This window comes from Nonomuraea sp. NPDC047897, assembly GCF_043204415.1.
GTDB lineage: Bacteria > Actinomycetota > Actinomycetes > Streptosporangiales > Streptosporangiaceae > Nonomuraea.
In genome coordinates this window covers 33,632-46,924 of record NZ_JBIDCC010000011.1, presented here as the reverse complement: position 1 = coordinate 46,924, position 13,293 = coordinate 33,632, and the positions used below count along the sequence as shown (strand labels likewise).

The window sequence follows — 13,293 nt, the reverse complement described above, 5'->3', positions numbered from 1 at the left end:
GCGACCCCCTCACCTCGCCGTCCAGGATCAGCTTGATGCTATCTCCCGGTTAGGCTCGCTTCGTGAATCAAGAAGAGGTCTGGCTGATCGAACCGTCCGGTCCGCTGCGCGGGGACGTGGTGGTCCGCGGTTCCAAGAACGCCGTGTCGAAGCACATGGTCGCCGCCATGCTCGGCAGCGGCGAGAGCACCATCCACAACGCCCCCGAGGTGGGCGAGGTGGGCATCACCGCGGCGATGCTGGAGGCCCTCGGCATCAACGTGGAGATCACCAAGACGGAGATCCGCCTCGGGCAGGGCCCGGAGATCCGGCCACGGGTGCCCGACGCGTTCACCGGCCTGAACCGCATCCCGATCCTCATGCTCGGCCCGCTGCTGCACCTGGCCGGTGAGGCGTTCGTGCCCCTGGTCGGCGGCGACCCGATCGGCCGGCGGCCGGTGAACTTCCACGTCGAGGCGCTGCGCGCGATGGGCGCCGAGGTCGAGGTGGGCGAGACCGGCATCCACGCCAAGGCCAAGCGGCTCAACGGCGCCCGGCTGGAGCTGGCCTACCCGAGCGTCGGCGCGACCGAGACGATCCTCATGTCGGCGGTCCTCGCCGAGGGCAAGACCGTGGTGAAGAACGCGGCGATGGAGCCCGAGGTGGTCGAGCTGGCGCTGTTCCTGCAGCGCATGGGGGCCAGGATCGAGCTGTCGCCCGACCGCCGGATCGTCATCGAGGGCGTCGAGCGGCTGCACGGCGCGTCCATCTGGCTGGCCGGCGACCGCATCGAGGCGTTCTCCTACCTGGCGGCCGGGCTGATCACCGGTGGCGAGGTGCGCGTCCACGGCTGCCCGCAGGACCGCCTCGTCACCGCGATCACCACGCTGGCCCGGATGGGCGCCCGGTTCGACATCAACGACGAGTACCTGTGCGCCACCGCCCCGCCCGAGGGGCTGCGGTCGGCCGCGGTGCAGACCGACACCCACCCGGGCTTCATGACCGACTGGCAGACGCCGCTCATGGTGCTGTTCACGCAGAGCCAGGGCATGTCGGTGCTGCACGAGACGGTCTTCGAGAACCGCCTGGTCTACGTGCCCGCGCTGCAGAAGATGGGCTGCGAGATCGAGGTGTTCGACCAGTGCCTGGGCGGGCCCGCCTGCCGCTACCACGACACCAACGCCCGGCACTCCGCCGTCGTGCGCGGCGTGTCGAAGCTGCGGGGCGCCGACGTGACGCTGCCCGACATCAGGGCCGGGTTCTCGGCCGTGCTGGCCGCCGCCGTCGCCGACGGGGTCTCCACGCTGCGCGGCGTGCACCACATCGAGCGCGGCTACCACCGGCCGTTCGAGCAGTTCGCGTCGCTGGGTCTGGACATCCGCAGAGATCGGTCTTGACATCCGGGGCGAACGGTAAAGGAGTCGGCACAGGGCGTTTCCCGGGGGCCCGCCGGTCGCAGATCACCTGAGTGAGTGTGCTCAGATGCATCGGCGGTCTCGGCACGGCCGCGGCGCTCGGCGGAGTGCTGGCCGCGGCGCTGGTCGCGCCCGCCGTCACCGGAGCGGGGCTCGCCGCCAAGGACGTCGTCACCACGTTCCTCGACCTGCCGCCCGCGCCGCGCGAGGAGCCGCTGTCGGAGGTCACCCGGCTGCTGGACCGCGACGGCAGGCCGTTCGCCCAGTTCTACGAGGCCAACCGGACGCAGGTCCGGCTGGCCCAGGTGGCGCCCGTCATGCGGCAGGCCATCCTGGCCGTCGAGGACGCCCGCTTCTACGAGCACGGCGGCCTCGACGTCCGGGGCACCCTGCGGGCGCTGCTCACCAACACCCAGGCGGGGGGCATCAAGCAGGGCGGCTCGTCACTCACCCAGCAGCTCGTGAAGAACATCCTGGTCGAGAGCGCCCGCACCGACGAGGAGCGCGAGCAGGCCCGGGCGCTCAACGTCGCCCGCAAGATCACCGAACTGCGGCTGGCGATGGCCCTGGAGAAGAAGTACTCCAAGGACCAGATCCTGGAGAAGTACCTGAACATCGCCTACTTCGGCGCCGGCGCGCACGGCGTCGAGGCGGCCGCCCGGCGCTTCTTCTCCACCACGGCCGCCCACCTCACCCTCACCCAGGCGGCCACCCTCGCGGGCGCCGTGCGCATGCCGTACGCGACCGACCCCTCGCTGGGCCCGGCGCGGCAGGCACGGCTGAAGGAGCGCCGTGACCTCGTCCTGGACCGGATGGCGGAGCTGCGGCAGATCACCCCGGCGCAGGCAGCGGCGGCCAAGCGCAGCCCGCTCGGCATGAGGCTGCGGCCGGAGCCCGGCGGCTGCGCGCAGAGCGCCTACCCGTACTACTGCCTGTACGTCCAGCGCGAGCTGCTCACCAACGCGGCCTTCGGCAGCACCGCCCACGAGCGGCGGGCCCGGCTGGCGCGGGGCGGGCTGACGATCCTCACCGGCCTCGACCCGGTGGCGCAGGAGGCGGCGGAGAAGGCGATCCGCGCCCGGGTGGACCCGCAGGACACCGAGGTGGCCGCGGAGGCGATGGTCGAGCCGCGCACCGGGCGGATCCGGGCGATGGCGGCCAGCAAGAAGTTCGGCCGCAACCCCGGCGACCGCAAGAACGGCGCCCGCACCACCTACAACCTGGTGGCCGACCGGGCCCACGGCGGCGGGATGGGGCTGCAGGCCGGCTCGACGTTCAAGGTGTTCACGCTGGCGACCGCGTTGAAGCAGGGCTGGCGGTTCGGCCAGGGCTTCATGACGCCCGGTTCGATGACGCCGGCGCAGGGCTACCGCGACTGCGGGGGCAGGCCGGTCAACTCCCCGAACGTCCGCGTGCAGAACGCCGGCGGCGAGGGTGAGGGCGGCCCGCACAGCATCGAGACCGGCACCTGGAAGTCGGTGAACGTCTTCTTCATGCTGCTGGAGCGCAAGGTCGGCCTGTGCAACGTGGTCAGGACGGCCAAGGCCGCCGGCATCGCGCGGGCCGACGGCAAGCCGTTGCGCGAGGTGCCCACGTTCACGCTCGGCGTCAACGAGATGGACCCGGTGACGGTGGCGTCGGCCTTCGCGACGTTCGCCGGCCGCGGCCGGTACTGCCGCCCGCAGGCCATCGTGGAGATCGTCTCGCGGGACGGGCGGCGCACCCACGTGCCGCCCGCCTGCCGCCAGGCGATGGACCGGGGTGTGGCCGACGCCGTCAACCACGTCCTGACGGGCGTCTTCGACAAGGGCACGATGCGCGGGCAGGGCATCGGCCGGCCGGCGGCGGGCAAGACCGGCACGAACAACGGCTACACCTCGGCGTGGTTCGCCGGCTACACGCCTGACCTGGCCGCCGCGGTCAGCGTGGGCGACATCCGCGGCTCCTACCGCTACCCGCTGCGCGGCGTGACCATCGGCGGCACCTACTACGGCTCGGTCCAGGGGGCGTCGCTGCCGGGGCCGATCTGGGTGCAGTCGATGCGCTCGGCGCTGCGCGACACCCCGTCACGTGGCTTCCCGGGTCCGGACATGTCCCGCTTCGGCGGGGGTCACACGCCCGGCCTGAAGGAGGCCGAGGCCGCCGAGGCCCGCCGCGCCCTGTGGCGCCGCCTCCGTGAACGGCTCGGCTGGGACCCCCACTGGCAGCGTCGCTGGCAGCGGCCGCGCTGGGACCGGCCGCGGGGGACCCGGCCGCGCTACCTGTGGCCGCGCCGCCGTCACCCGGCCGGTCCGCCGCGCTTCGGCGGACCCGGCGCCCACGTCCTCCCGGCCGCCCCGCCGGCCGGCGGCTAGCGCCTGGCGATCGGGGCGGTGGCGGCGCGGGTGAGGGTGACGAGGTTGGCGGGGGCGGTCTCGATCTGCAGGCCGCGTCTGCCGGCCGAGAAGTAGATCGTCGCGAAGTCGAGGGCGGAGGAGTCGACCACGGTCGGCAGCTGCCTGCGCTGGCCCAGCGGGCTGATGCCGCCGACCACGTAGCCGGTGACCCGCTCGACCTTCGCCGCGTCGGCCATCGCGGCGCGCTTGCCGCCGAGGGCCGCCGCCAGCGCCTTGAGGTCGAGCTTGCCGGCGACGGGCACGACGGCCACCGCGAGGCCGCTCTCCACCTCCGCCACCAGCGTCTTGAAGATCCGCTCGTACGGCACGCCGAGCGCGTCGGCGGCCTCCTCGCCGTAGGCCTGCGCCGCCGGGTCGTGGTCGTAGGGGTGCAGGGTGAACTCGGCCTTGGCCCTGGTCAGCGCGACCGTGGCCGGGGTGCCCCCGTGCGCCTTCTGCTTGCCCACGTCCTGGTCCTCCGCGTACTGAAGAAATCTACGATGTAAAGGCGCCCGGTCAGGCGCGCGCGTGGAAGCGGCGGTGCAGCTCCCGCACCTCGTCGTCCAGGCCCGGGACGGGACCGTCCACGACGACTCCCGGCACCACGTCGTTGATCGGCAGCGTGCGCACGGGCGGGGCCGGCACGCCCAGCTCGGCCAGCCACGCGGCGAGCTGCCGCGACGAACTGACGTAGACGATGCGCCCGAGGCCGACCCAGCCGTGCGCCGCCGCGCACATGGGGCAGTGCTCGCCCGAGGTGTAGACCGTCGCGGCGGCCCGCTCCCCGGGCGTCAGCCGCGCGGCGGACCAGCGGGCCAGCTCGAACTCCGGATGGCGGGTGTGGTCGCCGGACGCCACGTGGTTGTGGTCCTCGAACAGCACCGTGCCGTCGGCCGCCACGAGGACCGAGCCGAACGGCTCGTCGCCCACGGCCAGGGCCCGGGCGGCCAGCTCGACGCACCGCCGCAGGTGCGGCAGGTCCTTCTCCTCGATCACGGCGCCATGCTATCGGCGACGCGCGCATGTCCGGATGATGGACGAAACGGGACTCACGTGCTGGACTCCGTAGACTAGGGAGGGTGATTTCCCGTATTGACTTGCGCGGCTCCCTGCCGGGTGACCTGCGCGACGTGCTGCCCCGCGCCGACCTCGACGTCGAGGCCGCCCTGGAGAAGGTGCGGCCGATCTGCGACGAGGTGCGCCATCGCGGGGCGGTCGCCGTACGGGAGCTGACCGCCAGGTTCGACGGGGTCGAGATCGAGCGGGCCCGGGTGCCCGCGGCCGCGCTGGAGCGGGCGCTGGCCGAGCTGCGTCCCGAGGTGCGCGCGGCGCTGGAGGAGTCGATCCGCCGCACCCGGCTGGTCCACCGCGACCAGCGGCGCTCCGACGTGACCACCCAGGTCGTGCCGGGCGGCACCGTCACCGAGCGGTGGGTGCCGGTCGACCGGGTGGGGCTCTACGTGCCGGGCGGGCGGGCCGTCTACCCCTCCAGCGTGGTCATGAACGTCGTGCCCGCCCAGGAGGCCGGGGTGCCGTCGCTCGCCGTGACCAGCCCCGCGCAGAAGGAGTTCGGCGGGCTGCCGCACCCGACGATCCTGGCCGCGTGCGCGCTGCTGGGCGTCGACGAGGTCTACTCCGTGGGCGGGGCGCAGGCCGTCGCCATGTTCGCCTACGGCACCGAGGAGTGCCCGGCGGCCGCCATGGTCACCGGCCCCGGCAACATCTGGGTGGCCGCGGCCAAGCGGCTGCTGAAGGGCCGGATCGGCATCGACTCCGAGGCCGGCCCGACCGAGATCGCGATCCTGGCCGACGACACGGCCGACCCCGTGCACGTGGCCGCCGACCTGATCAGCCAGGCCGAGCACGACGTGATCGCCGCCGCCGTGCTGGTCACCGACAGTGTGGACCTGGCCGAGGCGGTGGCCAAGGAGCTGCCGGGTCAGGTGGAGGCCACCAGGCACTCCGCCCGCATCACCGAGGCGCTGGCCGGCCGGCAGTCGGGCATCGTGCTGGTCGACGACCTCGACGCGGGTGTGGAGGTGGTCAACGCCTACGCCGCCGAGCACCTGGAGATCATGACCGCCGGCGCCGCCGAGGTGGCCGGCCGGATCCGCAACGCCGGGGCGATCTTCGTCGGCCCGTACGCGCCGGTCTCGCTGGGCGACTATCTCGCCGGGTCCAACCACGTGCTGCCCACGGGCGGCTGCGCCTGCCACTCCAGCGGGCTGTCGGTGCAGGCGTTCCTGCGCGGCATCCACGTGGTCGACTACACCCGCGAGGCGCTGGCCGGCGCCGCGGCGCACGTGTCGGTGCTCGCCGACGCCGAGGACCTGCCCGCGCACGGCGCCGCCGTCCGTGCCCGCTTCGACTGGCGGATCCCCTCATGACCGCACCGACCGCTGGGGAGAGTCCGTCCTCGTGAACCTGGACGATCTGCCGATCCGTGACGATCTGCGAGGCAAGACGCCGTACGGCGCGCCGCAGATCGACGTCCCGGTCCGGCTCAACACGAACGAGAACCCCTACGCCCCGTCCAAGGCCCTGGTCGACGACCTGGCCGAGGAGGTGCGCCGGGTCACGGGCGGGCTCAACCGCTACCCCGACCGCGACGCCGAGGAGCTGCGCGCCGACCTGGCCGGCTATCTCGGCCACGGGCTGACGCCCGGGCAGGTGTGGGCGGCCAACGGCTCCAACGAGGTGCTCCAGCAGATCCTGCAGGCGTTCGGCGGCCACGGGCGCACGGCGCTGGGGTTCGAGCCGTCCTACTCGATGCACCCGATCATCACCACCGGCACCAGCACGGAGTGGATCTCCGGGGTGCGCGAGGACGACTTCTCCCTCGACGCCGGCAAGGCCGCGGCGGCGGTGGCGGAGCACCGGCCCGACATCGTCTTCCTGACCTCGCCCAACAATCCGACCGGCACCGCGCTGCCGCTGGAGACCATCGTCCGGGTGCTGGAGGCGGCCGAGGGCATGGTGGTGGTCGACGAGGCCTACGCCGAGTTCGCCCGGGAGGGCACGCCGTCGGCGCTGAGCCTGCTGCCCGGCCACCCGCGGCTGATCGTCACACGGACCATGTCCAAGGCGTTCGCCATGGCCGGCACCCGGCTGGGCTACCTCGCCGCGCACCCGGCCGTGGTGCAGGCGTTGCTGCTGGTGCGCCTGCCGTACCATCTGTCGACGCTCACGCAGGCGGCGGCGCGCGTGGCGCTGCGGCACCGCGCCGAGCTGCTGGGCATGGTCGACACGCTGCGCCGCGAGCGTGACGACACTGTGTCCTGGCTGCGGGGCAAGGGCCTGACGGTCGCCGACTCCGACGCGAATTTCGTACTCTTCGGGAGGTTTCCCGAGCGGCGGCGGGTCTGGGAGGGCCTGCTGGCGAGAGGCGTGCTGATCCGCGAAGTGGGGCCGCCGGAGTGGTTGCGGGTGTCGATCGGCACCGGCGAGGAGATGGCGGCGTTCCGTGCCGCGCTGGAGGGAGTTCTGTGAGTCGCGTAGGCCGCGTCGAGCGTACGACGAAGGAGACGTCGGTCCTGGTCGAGGTGGGTCTCGACGGCACGGGCCGGGTGGACGTGTCGACCGGGGTCGGCTTCTTCGACCACATGCTCGCCCAGCTCGGCAAGCACGGGCTGTTCGACCTGACCGTCAAGACGGAGGGCGACCTGCACATCGACTCCCACCACACGATCGAGGACACGTCGCTGGCGCTGGGGGCCGCCTTCCGCCAGGCATTGGGCGACAAATCGGGCATCAGGCGGTTCGGTAGTGCGTCGTGCCCGCTGGACGAGTCGCTCGCCCAGGTGACCGTCGACCTGTCGGGCCGGCCCTACCTCGTGCACAGCGAGCCCGAGGGCATGGCGCCGATGATCGGCCCCGAGTACGACACGACGATGACCCGGCACATCCTGGAGTCGCTGGTCGCGCAGGCGGCGATCTGCCTGCACGTCCACGTGCCGTACGGGCGCAACGCCCACCACATCGTCGAGGCCCAGTTCAAGGCGCTGGCCAGGGCGCTGCGCGAGGCGTCGGAGCTCGACCCGCGGGCCACGGGGGTGCCCAGCACCAAGGGCGTTCTATGACCGAGAACATGATCGCCATGGTGATGGTGTTCGTCGGGCTGTTCCTGATCGGCGGCGTTTTCTCGCTCGCCAGGCAGGGACTCAAGATCGGCGCCGTCGTCTGCGCGGTCGGTGCGGCGATGGCGATCACAGCGGGGGTGATGTGGTGGTGAAGAAGGTCGTCGTACTCGACTACGGGTCGGGCAACCTGCGCTCCGCCGAGCGTGCCCTGGCCAGGGTGGGGGCCGACGTGACCGTCACGTCCGACCTCGACGCGGCCATGGAGGCCGACGGGCTCGTGGTGCCCGGCGTCGGCGCGTTCGCGGCATGCATGGCGGGGCTGCGCCGGGTGCGCGGCGAACGTGCCGTCGGGCGGCGCCTGGCCGGCGGCCGGCCGGTGCTGGGCATCTGCGTCGGCATGCAGATCCTGTTCGCGCGGGGCGTGGAGCACGGGGTCGAGACCGAGGGCTGCGGCGAGTGGCCCGGCACGGTCGAGCGGCTGGAGGCGCCGGTGCTGCCGCACATGGGCTGGAACACCGTCAAGGCGCCGGCGGGCAGCGTGCTGTTCGACGGGCTCGACGCCGCGACGAGGTTCTACTTCGTGCACTCGTACGGGGTGCGCGAGTGGGAGCTGCGGCCCGGTGACGGGTTCGCCGAGCCGCTGGTCACCTGGGCCGAGCACGGCGTGCCGTTCGTGGCCGCCGCCGAGAACGGCCCGCTCATGGCCACCCAGTTCCACCCGGAGAAGTCCGGCGACGCGGGAGCCGCGCTGTTGCAGAACTGGCTCGGCATCCTGTGAGCGGCCGCGCCGGCTCGTCCGGCGGGACCGCTCCGGGCCAGCGGGCCGAGGCGTCCGGTGGGGTGCCGTGAGCAAGGAGCGGGCGCGCCGCCGGGCCGTGCGTGAGGCGGAACGGCAGCGCGCGAACCGGCTCAACGAGCGACGCCAGGCGCGCACGGCCCGCCGTCGCGCGTTGCTCGCCCGCCTGGCGCCGCGCCCGGTGCGCGTCGCCCGACCGGGCGGCCTGCTGGCGCGGCGCCGCCGCGCCCAGAACGCCGTGGTGGCGCTCGGCTTCGTCCTCGTCCAGGTGCTGGTGTGGCTGCTGTGGGGCTCTCCGCTGGTGAGCTTCGGCGCGGTCGTGCTGTCCCTGCTGCTGATACCTGTTGTCGTGACCCTTGCCTTCGACCGGAGGATCTGATGTCTCTCATACTGCTCCCCGCCGTGGACGTGGCTGGCGGCCAGGCCGTCCGGCTGGTCCAGGGGGAGGCCGGCACCGAGACCGGCTACGGCGAGCCACTGGCCGCCGCGCTGGCCTGGCAGGAGGCGGGCGCGGAGTGGATCCATCTGGTCGACCTCGACGCAGCCTTCGGCCGCGGCTCCAACCGGGAGCTGATCACCGGCGTGATCGGCCGGCTCGACGTGAACGTGGAGCTGTCGGGCGGCATCCGCGACGACGAGTCGCTGGCCGCCGCGCTGGCGACCGGCTGCCGCCGGGTGAACATCGGCACGGCGGCGCTGGAGAACCCCGAATGGTGCCGCAAGATCATCGCCGAGCACGGTGACAAGATCGCGGTCGGTCTGGACGTGCGCGGCACCACGCTCGCGGCGCGCGGCTGGACCGAGGACGGCGGCGACCTGTGGGAGGTGCTCGACCGGCTGGAGGCCGACGGCTGCCCCCGCTACGTGGTCACCGACGTCACCAAGGACGGCACGCTCCGCGGCCCCAACGTGGACCTGCTCAAGGAGGTGTGCGCCCGCACCGACAGCCCGGTCGTCGCCAGTGGCGGCGTGTCGTCGCTCGACGACCTCGTGGCGCTCGCGTCGCTGGTGCCGCTCGGCGTGGAGGGGGCCATCGTCGGCAAGGCCCTGTACGCCCAGGCGTTCACGCTCGAGAGCGCGCTGGCCACAGTGCGCGGTCAATCGTAGGAGGAGGCCGTGGTGGGCGGCATGAGCATGGAAATCACCGGCTCGCGGGTGTTTTCTGGCGGCATCTGGGAGGAACGCTACGGCTATGCCCGCGCGGTCGTCGTGGGCGACCGGGTCATCGTGTCGGGTTGCACCGCCACGGTCGACGGGGAGATCCGCCACGTCGGCGACCCCTACCTGCAGAGCGTGACCGCGATGGGCATCGCCGTGGACGCCGTCGAGCTGGGCGGGCTGACGCGGGAGGACGTGGTCATGGTCCGCTACTACGTGGTGGACCAGCGCCACTTCGACCCGGTGGGGCAGGCCATCGCGGAGGTGTTCGGGCACGTCAGGCCGGCGTGCACGGGCGTACGGGTGGCCGGGCTGGTCGACCCGAGAATGCTGGTCGAGATCGAGATCGAGGCACTACGGGCATGACGGTAGCCGTCAGGGTGATCCCCTGTCTGGACGTGGACGCGGGCCGGGTGGTCAAGGGCGTCAACTTCACCAACCTGCGCGACGCCGGCGACCCGGTCGAGCTGGCCAGGCGCTACGACGAGGAGGGGGCCGACGAGCTGACCTTCCTCGACATCACCGCCTCCTCGGGCGAGCGCGAGACCATGCTCGACGTGGTGCGGCGCACGGCCGAGCAGGTGTTCATCCCGCTGACCGTGGGAGGCGGCGTCCGCTCGGTCGAGGACGTCGACCGGCTGCTGCGGGCGGGCGCCGACAAGGTGTCGCTCAACACGGCGGCCATCGCCCGGCCGGAGCTGCTGACCGAGGCGTCGCGGCGGTTCGGCGCGCAGTGCGTGGTGCTGTCGGTGGACGCCCGGCGGGCGCCGGGCACGCCGAGCGGGTTCGAGGTGACGACGCACGGCGGGCGGCGCGGCACGGGCATCGACGCGGTGGAGTGGGCGGCGCGCGGCGAGGAGCTGGGCGTCGGGGAGATCCTGCTCAACTCGATGGACGGTGACGGCACGCGTGAGGGCTACGACCTGGAGATGGTGCGCGCGGTCCGGGCGGCGGTGCGGGTGCCGGTGATCGCCAGCGGCGGCGCGGGCCGGCTGGAGGACTTCCCGCCGGCGGTGGCGGCGGGGGCGGACGCGGTGCTGGCGGCGTCGGTGTTCCACTTCGGCCAGCTCAAGATCGCCGACGTCAAGGAGACCCTCAGGAGCGCGGGCCACCCGGTCCGCTAGGGCCGTTCTGCCGCCGGGCGACCGGCGGCAGGGCGTTCCTCGCCGCTCCGCGGCCGCCAGGTCGACGGCGTCCTCGGGGAGGGCGCGCGGATGCTGTCTCTGGCGGATGTGTCTCTGACGGATGTGTCTCTGACGGATGGTGTCTCTGGCGGATGGTGTCTCGGAGGGAGCCGTCGGGCCGTCGTGGGTTCGACGGCCCCGCCGCGGCTCCCGGTGTCCGGGGGAGCGGGACGTAGGTCGGGGGGTCGGGGGCGATGCGCGCCTCGCCCACCGGACCCAGGTGCTCGAACTGGTCGAGCATGTTCGTCGCCAGGACGGCTACCGCGTGCCCGGGCCGGCCTGGACCGGCTGTCGGGCTGGTGAGGGCCGGGCGACACTCTGGCGAGGTGTCATCCCGCCTGCGTGACACGATCCGCGACCTTGGGGAAGCGCTCGACGCAGGAGGCCGGTGACGTCAGGTCAGCACGTTGGTGAAGAAGACGGAGAGTTGGTTGGCTCCTTGGATGATGCCGTCGAACACGCCGTTGACCGCTGCCGCGGCCTGGGCCGGCCGGGTGAACAGGTAGAAGATCACGAAGGCCACGAGCACGTACGTGGCTACCTTCTTGACCTGCATGGGGGCCTCCTGCAGTCCATTCCCAGCCGTATATACCCGAATCTGGGCGATCACTGGCATCTTCTATGAAGATGTTCTTGATCCTAACCGGGGGGCTCGTTTCCTAAGCCATGGTACGTGCTTGAATCGCGCTTGACCCAGGAGTCGTGTCCGTCTTCTCCCGATACGGCAGGCGCGCCAGGAGATAGATCGGCAGCCCGATCGGCGACAGCATGATCGTCAGCACCATGATCGGGGCCATGAGCAGGGGGTGCACGCCGCGCCGCCGGCTGTCGAGGTACATCCACCGGCCGAGGAACAGGTCCCAGGCGATGATCTGCGCCCAGCAGGCGGCCAGCGCGGCGGGGTCTGCGACCAGCGCCTGGAGGCCGGCCAGGGAGGGCCTGGTGACCACCGGCCAGAAGTCGGCGACCAGCGGCACCAGCAGGACGAGGTTGACGGCGAGGGTGGGCAGCACGATGAGCGGGGAGGCCGCCACCCTGCGGGTGACCGACCAGGTCGGGGCGATGATCATCAGCGCCCAGAAGGGGGCCGCGAGGGTGAAGCTCAGGTCGAACAGGGTCTCGGTGCTCATCGGGAGGCTCCCGCGGCCACATCCGGCTCGGTGATCTTCGTCACGCCGCTCACTCCGGTCACTCCGCTCACTCCGGTCACGCCGGTCACGGTCACGCCGGTCACGGTCACGCCGGTCTCGGTCACGCCGGTCGCGCCGGTTACCCCGGTCACGCCTGTTGTGCGGGTCGTGCCGGACGCTCCGGTCGTGCGGGTCGCTTCGAAGGTGCCCGTCGCGCTCGGCGCGTTCCCGCGTGTCAGGGAGAGCACCGCTCCGATGAGCACGGCGAGGACGACGGCGGCCGCGGCGGCGAGGGTGACGCCGTCGGGCGCGATCAGCGGCTGGCCGCGCAGGGCCTGCCAGACGGTGAGGGCGAACACGCCCGCGTACCCGCCGCCCGCGGTGAGGGTCAGGCCCAGCCGTACGGACTCGGGGGCGAGGACGGGCAGCCGGCGGGACAGGGCCGCGAGCGCGAGCGGTAGCAGGGGGAGCAACTGCAGGGCGTGCATGCCCACGAAATGCCCCACGCGCAGGTCGCCGCCCGCGGTGCTCCAGCCGAGCAGGGGCAGGCCGGGGCCGCCGTCGGGCAGGCCCACCGTGTGGGCGCCGATGACGCCGCCGGCGAGGCTCTGGCCGGGGCGCGGGCCGAGCATGAGTCCGCCGCCGGCCAGGCCGAGGGTGGAGATGATCAGGCCGAGGCGGACGGCCCAGGTGGTGGGCCGGTCGGCCTGGCGGTCGAGCAGCACGGCGACGGCGGCGACGATGTTGGCCAGCATGAGCGTGATGATCATCAGGCCCATCGCGCCGAAGAGGGCGGCGTCCAGCGGGCCGGAGGCGTTGAAGTGGCTGCGGTGCCCGCGTGCCGCCTGGAAGACGATGACCGCGACCTCGGTCACCCCGGCGACGGCGAGGACGGTGCCGGCCCAGTGGCCCCAGCGGCGGTCCCGGCGCTGCAGGGACAGCAGCCAGGCCCAGGTGAAGGAGTAGACGGCGACGGAGATCGCGAACTTGAGCGGCTTGGCCCACAGGGGCATGCCGTCGAGGGTGCGCTCGTCCACGGCGAACGGGACGGCGAGCGCTACGGCGAGGAGTGCCATGAGCCCCGTCGCCAGCATCAAGGGGCGGTGCCATCGGAGCATGGATGCCTCCCGATCGGATAGTGGATAGTGCTACTACTCACTATCTATAGCTAAACTCT

At 72.6% G+C, this 13,293-nt stretch carries 17 protein-coding genes; 11 read left to right on the top strand and 6 right to left on the bottom strand.

The window, feature by feature from the left end; all coding sequences use genetic code 11:
• Window positions 1-62 precede the first annotated feature (62 nt).
• Both murA and ACGF0J_RS24385 read left to right on the top strand, forming a co-directional pair.
• Window positions 63-1,376 carry a UDP-N-acetylglucosamine 1-carboxyvinyltransferase gene (murA, locus tag ACGF0J_RS24390; RefSeq protein ID WP_393149273.1) on the top strand — a complete coding sequence of 438 codons (1,314 nt, stop codon included), beginning with the start codon at window positions 63-65 and terminating at the stop codon, window positions 1,374-1,376.
• 77 nt (window positions 1,377-1,453) lie between these two features.
• Entirely contained in the window at window positions 1,454-3,748 is a 2,295-nt protein-coding gene (locus ACGF0J_RS24385; RefSeq protein ID WP_393149272.1) for a transglycosylase domain-containing protein, read from the top strand.
• Here ACGF0J_RS24385 and ybaK read toward each other — a convergent pair.
• Window positions 3,745-4,236 (bottom strand): Cys-tRNA(Pro) deacylase, encoded by a 492-nt coding sequence (ybaK, locus tag ACGF0J_RS24380; protein ID WP_393149271.1) that lies wholly within the window; start codon window positions 4,234-4,236, stop codon window positions 3,745-3,747. The two genes, ACGF0J_RS24385 and ybaK, sit on opposite strands and share 4 nt — an antisense overlap.
• A 49-nt stretch (window positions 4,237-4,285) precedes the next feature.
• Window positions 4,286-4,765, bottom strand: coding sequence for a nucleoside deaminase (locus tag ACGF0J_RS24375; protein WP_393149270.1), 480 nt, complete (start codon window positions 4,763-4,765; stop codon window positions 4,286-4,288).
• A gap of 83 nt (window positions 4,766-4,848) precedes the next feature.
• On the opposite strand from ACGF0J_RS24375, the gene hisD reads away from it, so the two are divergent.
• The 9 genes from hisD (at window position 4,849) to hisF (ending at window position 10,926) form a co-directional block, all read left to right on the top strand.
• A complete protein-coding gene (gene hisD, locus ACGF0J_RS24370; protein ID WP_393149269.1) occupies window positions 4,849-6,156 on the top strand; it encodes a histidinol dehydrogenase in 1,308 nt (435 codons plus the stop codon).
• Between the two features lie 31 nt (window positions 6,157-6,187).
• Window positions 6,188-7,258, top strand: coding sequence for a histidinol-phosphate transaminase (locus ACGF0J_RS24365; protein ID WP_393149268.1), 1,071 nt, complete (start codon window positions 6,188-6,190; stop codon window positions 7,256-7,258).
• A complete protein-coding gene (gene hisB / locus ACGF0J_RS24360) occupies window positions 7,255-7,848 on the top strand; it encodes an imidazoleglycerol-phosphate dehydratase HisB (protein WP_185082143.1) in 594 nt (197 codons plus the stop codon). The genes ACGF0J_RS24365 and hisB overlap by 4 nt, the downstream gene beginning before the upstream one ends.
• The gene (locus ACGF0J_RS24355) at window positions 7,845-8,000 is read left to right on the top strand and encodes a hypothetical protein (RefSeq protein WP_393149267.1); all 156 of its coding nucleotides are present in this window, start codon (window positions 7,845-7,847) and stop codon (window positions 7,998-8,000) included. Before hisB ends, ACGF0J_RS24355 begins: the two co-directional genes overlap by 4 nt.
• Window positions 7,994-8,626, top strand: a complete 633-nt coding sequence (gene hisH, locus ACGF0J_RS24350; RefSeq protein WP_393149266.1) for an imidazole glycerol phosphate synthase subunit HisH — start codon at window positions 7,994-7,996, stop codon at window positions 8,624-8,626. The genes ACGF0J_RS24355 and hisH overlap by 7 nt, the downstream gene beginning before the upstream one ends.
• Before the next feature lie 67 nt (window positions 8,627-8,693).
• Window positions 8,694-9,023 carry a hypothetical protein gene (locus tag ACGF0J_RS24345; protein WP_393149265.1) on the top strand — a complete coding sequence of 110 codons (330 nt, stop codon included), beginning with the start codon at window positions 8,694-8,696 and terminating at the stop codon, window positions 9,021-9,023.
• Entirely contained in the window at window positions 9,023-9,751 is a 729-nt protein-coding gene (priA, locus tag ACGF0J_RS24340; protein WP_393149264.1) for a bifunctional 1-(5-phosphoribosyl)-5-((5-phosphoribosylamino)methylideneamino)imidazole-4-carboxamide isomerase/phosphoribosylanthranilate isomerase PriA, read from the top strand. The genes ACGF0J_RS24345 and priA overlap by 1 nt, the downstream gene beginning before the upstream one ends.
• Before the next feature lie 21 nt (window positions 9,752-9,772).
• On the top strand, window positions 9,773-10,168 hold the full coding sequence (locus ACGF0J_RS24335; protein WP_393149263.1) for a Rid family hydrolase: 396 nt from the start codon (window positions 9,773-9,775) through the stop codon (window positions 10,166-10,168).
• On the top strand, window positions 10,165-10,926 hold the full coding sequence (gene hisF / locus ACGF0J_RS24330; RefSeq protein WP_393149262.1) for an imidazole glycerol phosphate synthase subunit HisF: 762 nt from the start codon (window positions 10,165-10,167) through the stop codon (window positions 10,924-10,926). The genes ACGF0J_RS24335 and hisF overlap by 4 nt, the downstream gene beginning before the upstream one ends.
• On the opposite strand, the gene ACGF0J_RS24325 is transcribed toward hisF, so the two are convergent.
• From ACGF0J_RS24325 to ACGF0J_RS24310, 4 genes are all read right to left on the bottom strand, one after another.
• A complete protein-coding gene (locus ACGF0J_RS24325) occupies window positions 10,898-11,335 on the bottom strand; it encodes a hypothetical protein (RefSeq protein WP_393149261.1) in 438 nt (145 codons plus the stop codon). The two genes, hisF and ACGF0J_RS24325, sit on opposite strands and share 29 nt — an antisense overlap.
• Before the next feature lie 45 nt (window positions 11,336-11,380).
• Complete coding sequence (locus ACGF0J_RS24320) at window positions 11,381-11,542, bottom strand: hypothetical protein (RefSeq protein WP_180903143.1); 162 nt, start codon at window positions 11,540-11,542, stop codon at window positions 11,381-11,383.
• A 103-nt stretch (window positions 11,543-11,645) separates the two neighbouring features.
• Complete coding sequence (locus ACGF0J_RS24315; protein WP_393149260.1) at window positions 11,646-12,116, bottom strand: ABA4-like family protein; 471 nt, start codon at window positions 12,114-12,116, stop codon at window positions 11,646-11,648.
• A complete protein-coding gene (locus ACGF0J_RS24310; RefSeq protein ID WP_393149259.1) occupies window positions 12,113-13,234 on the bottom strand; it encodes a hypothetical protein in 1,122 nt (373 codons plus the stop codon). The genes ACGF0J_RS24315 and ACGF0J_RS24310 overlap by 4 nt, the downstream gene beginning before the upstream one ends.
• Window positions 13,235-13,293: the final 59 nt, after the last annotated feature.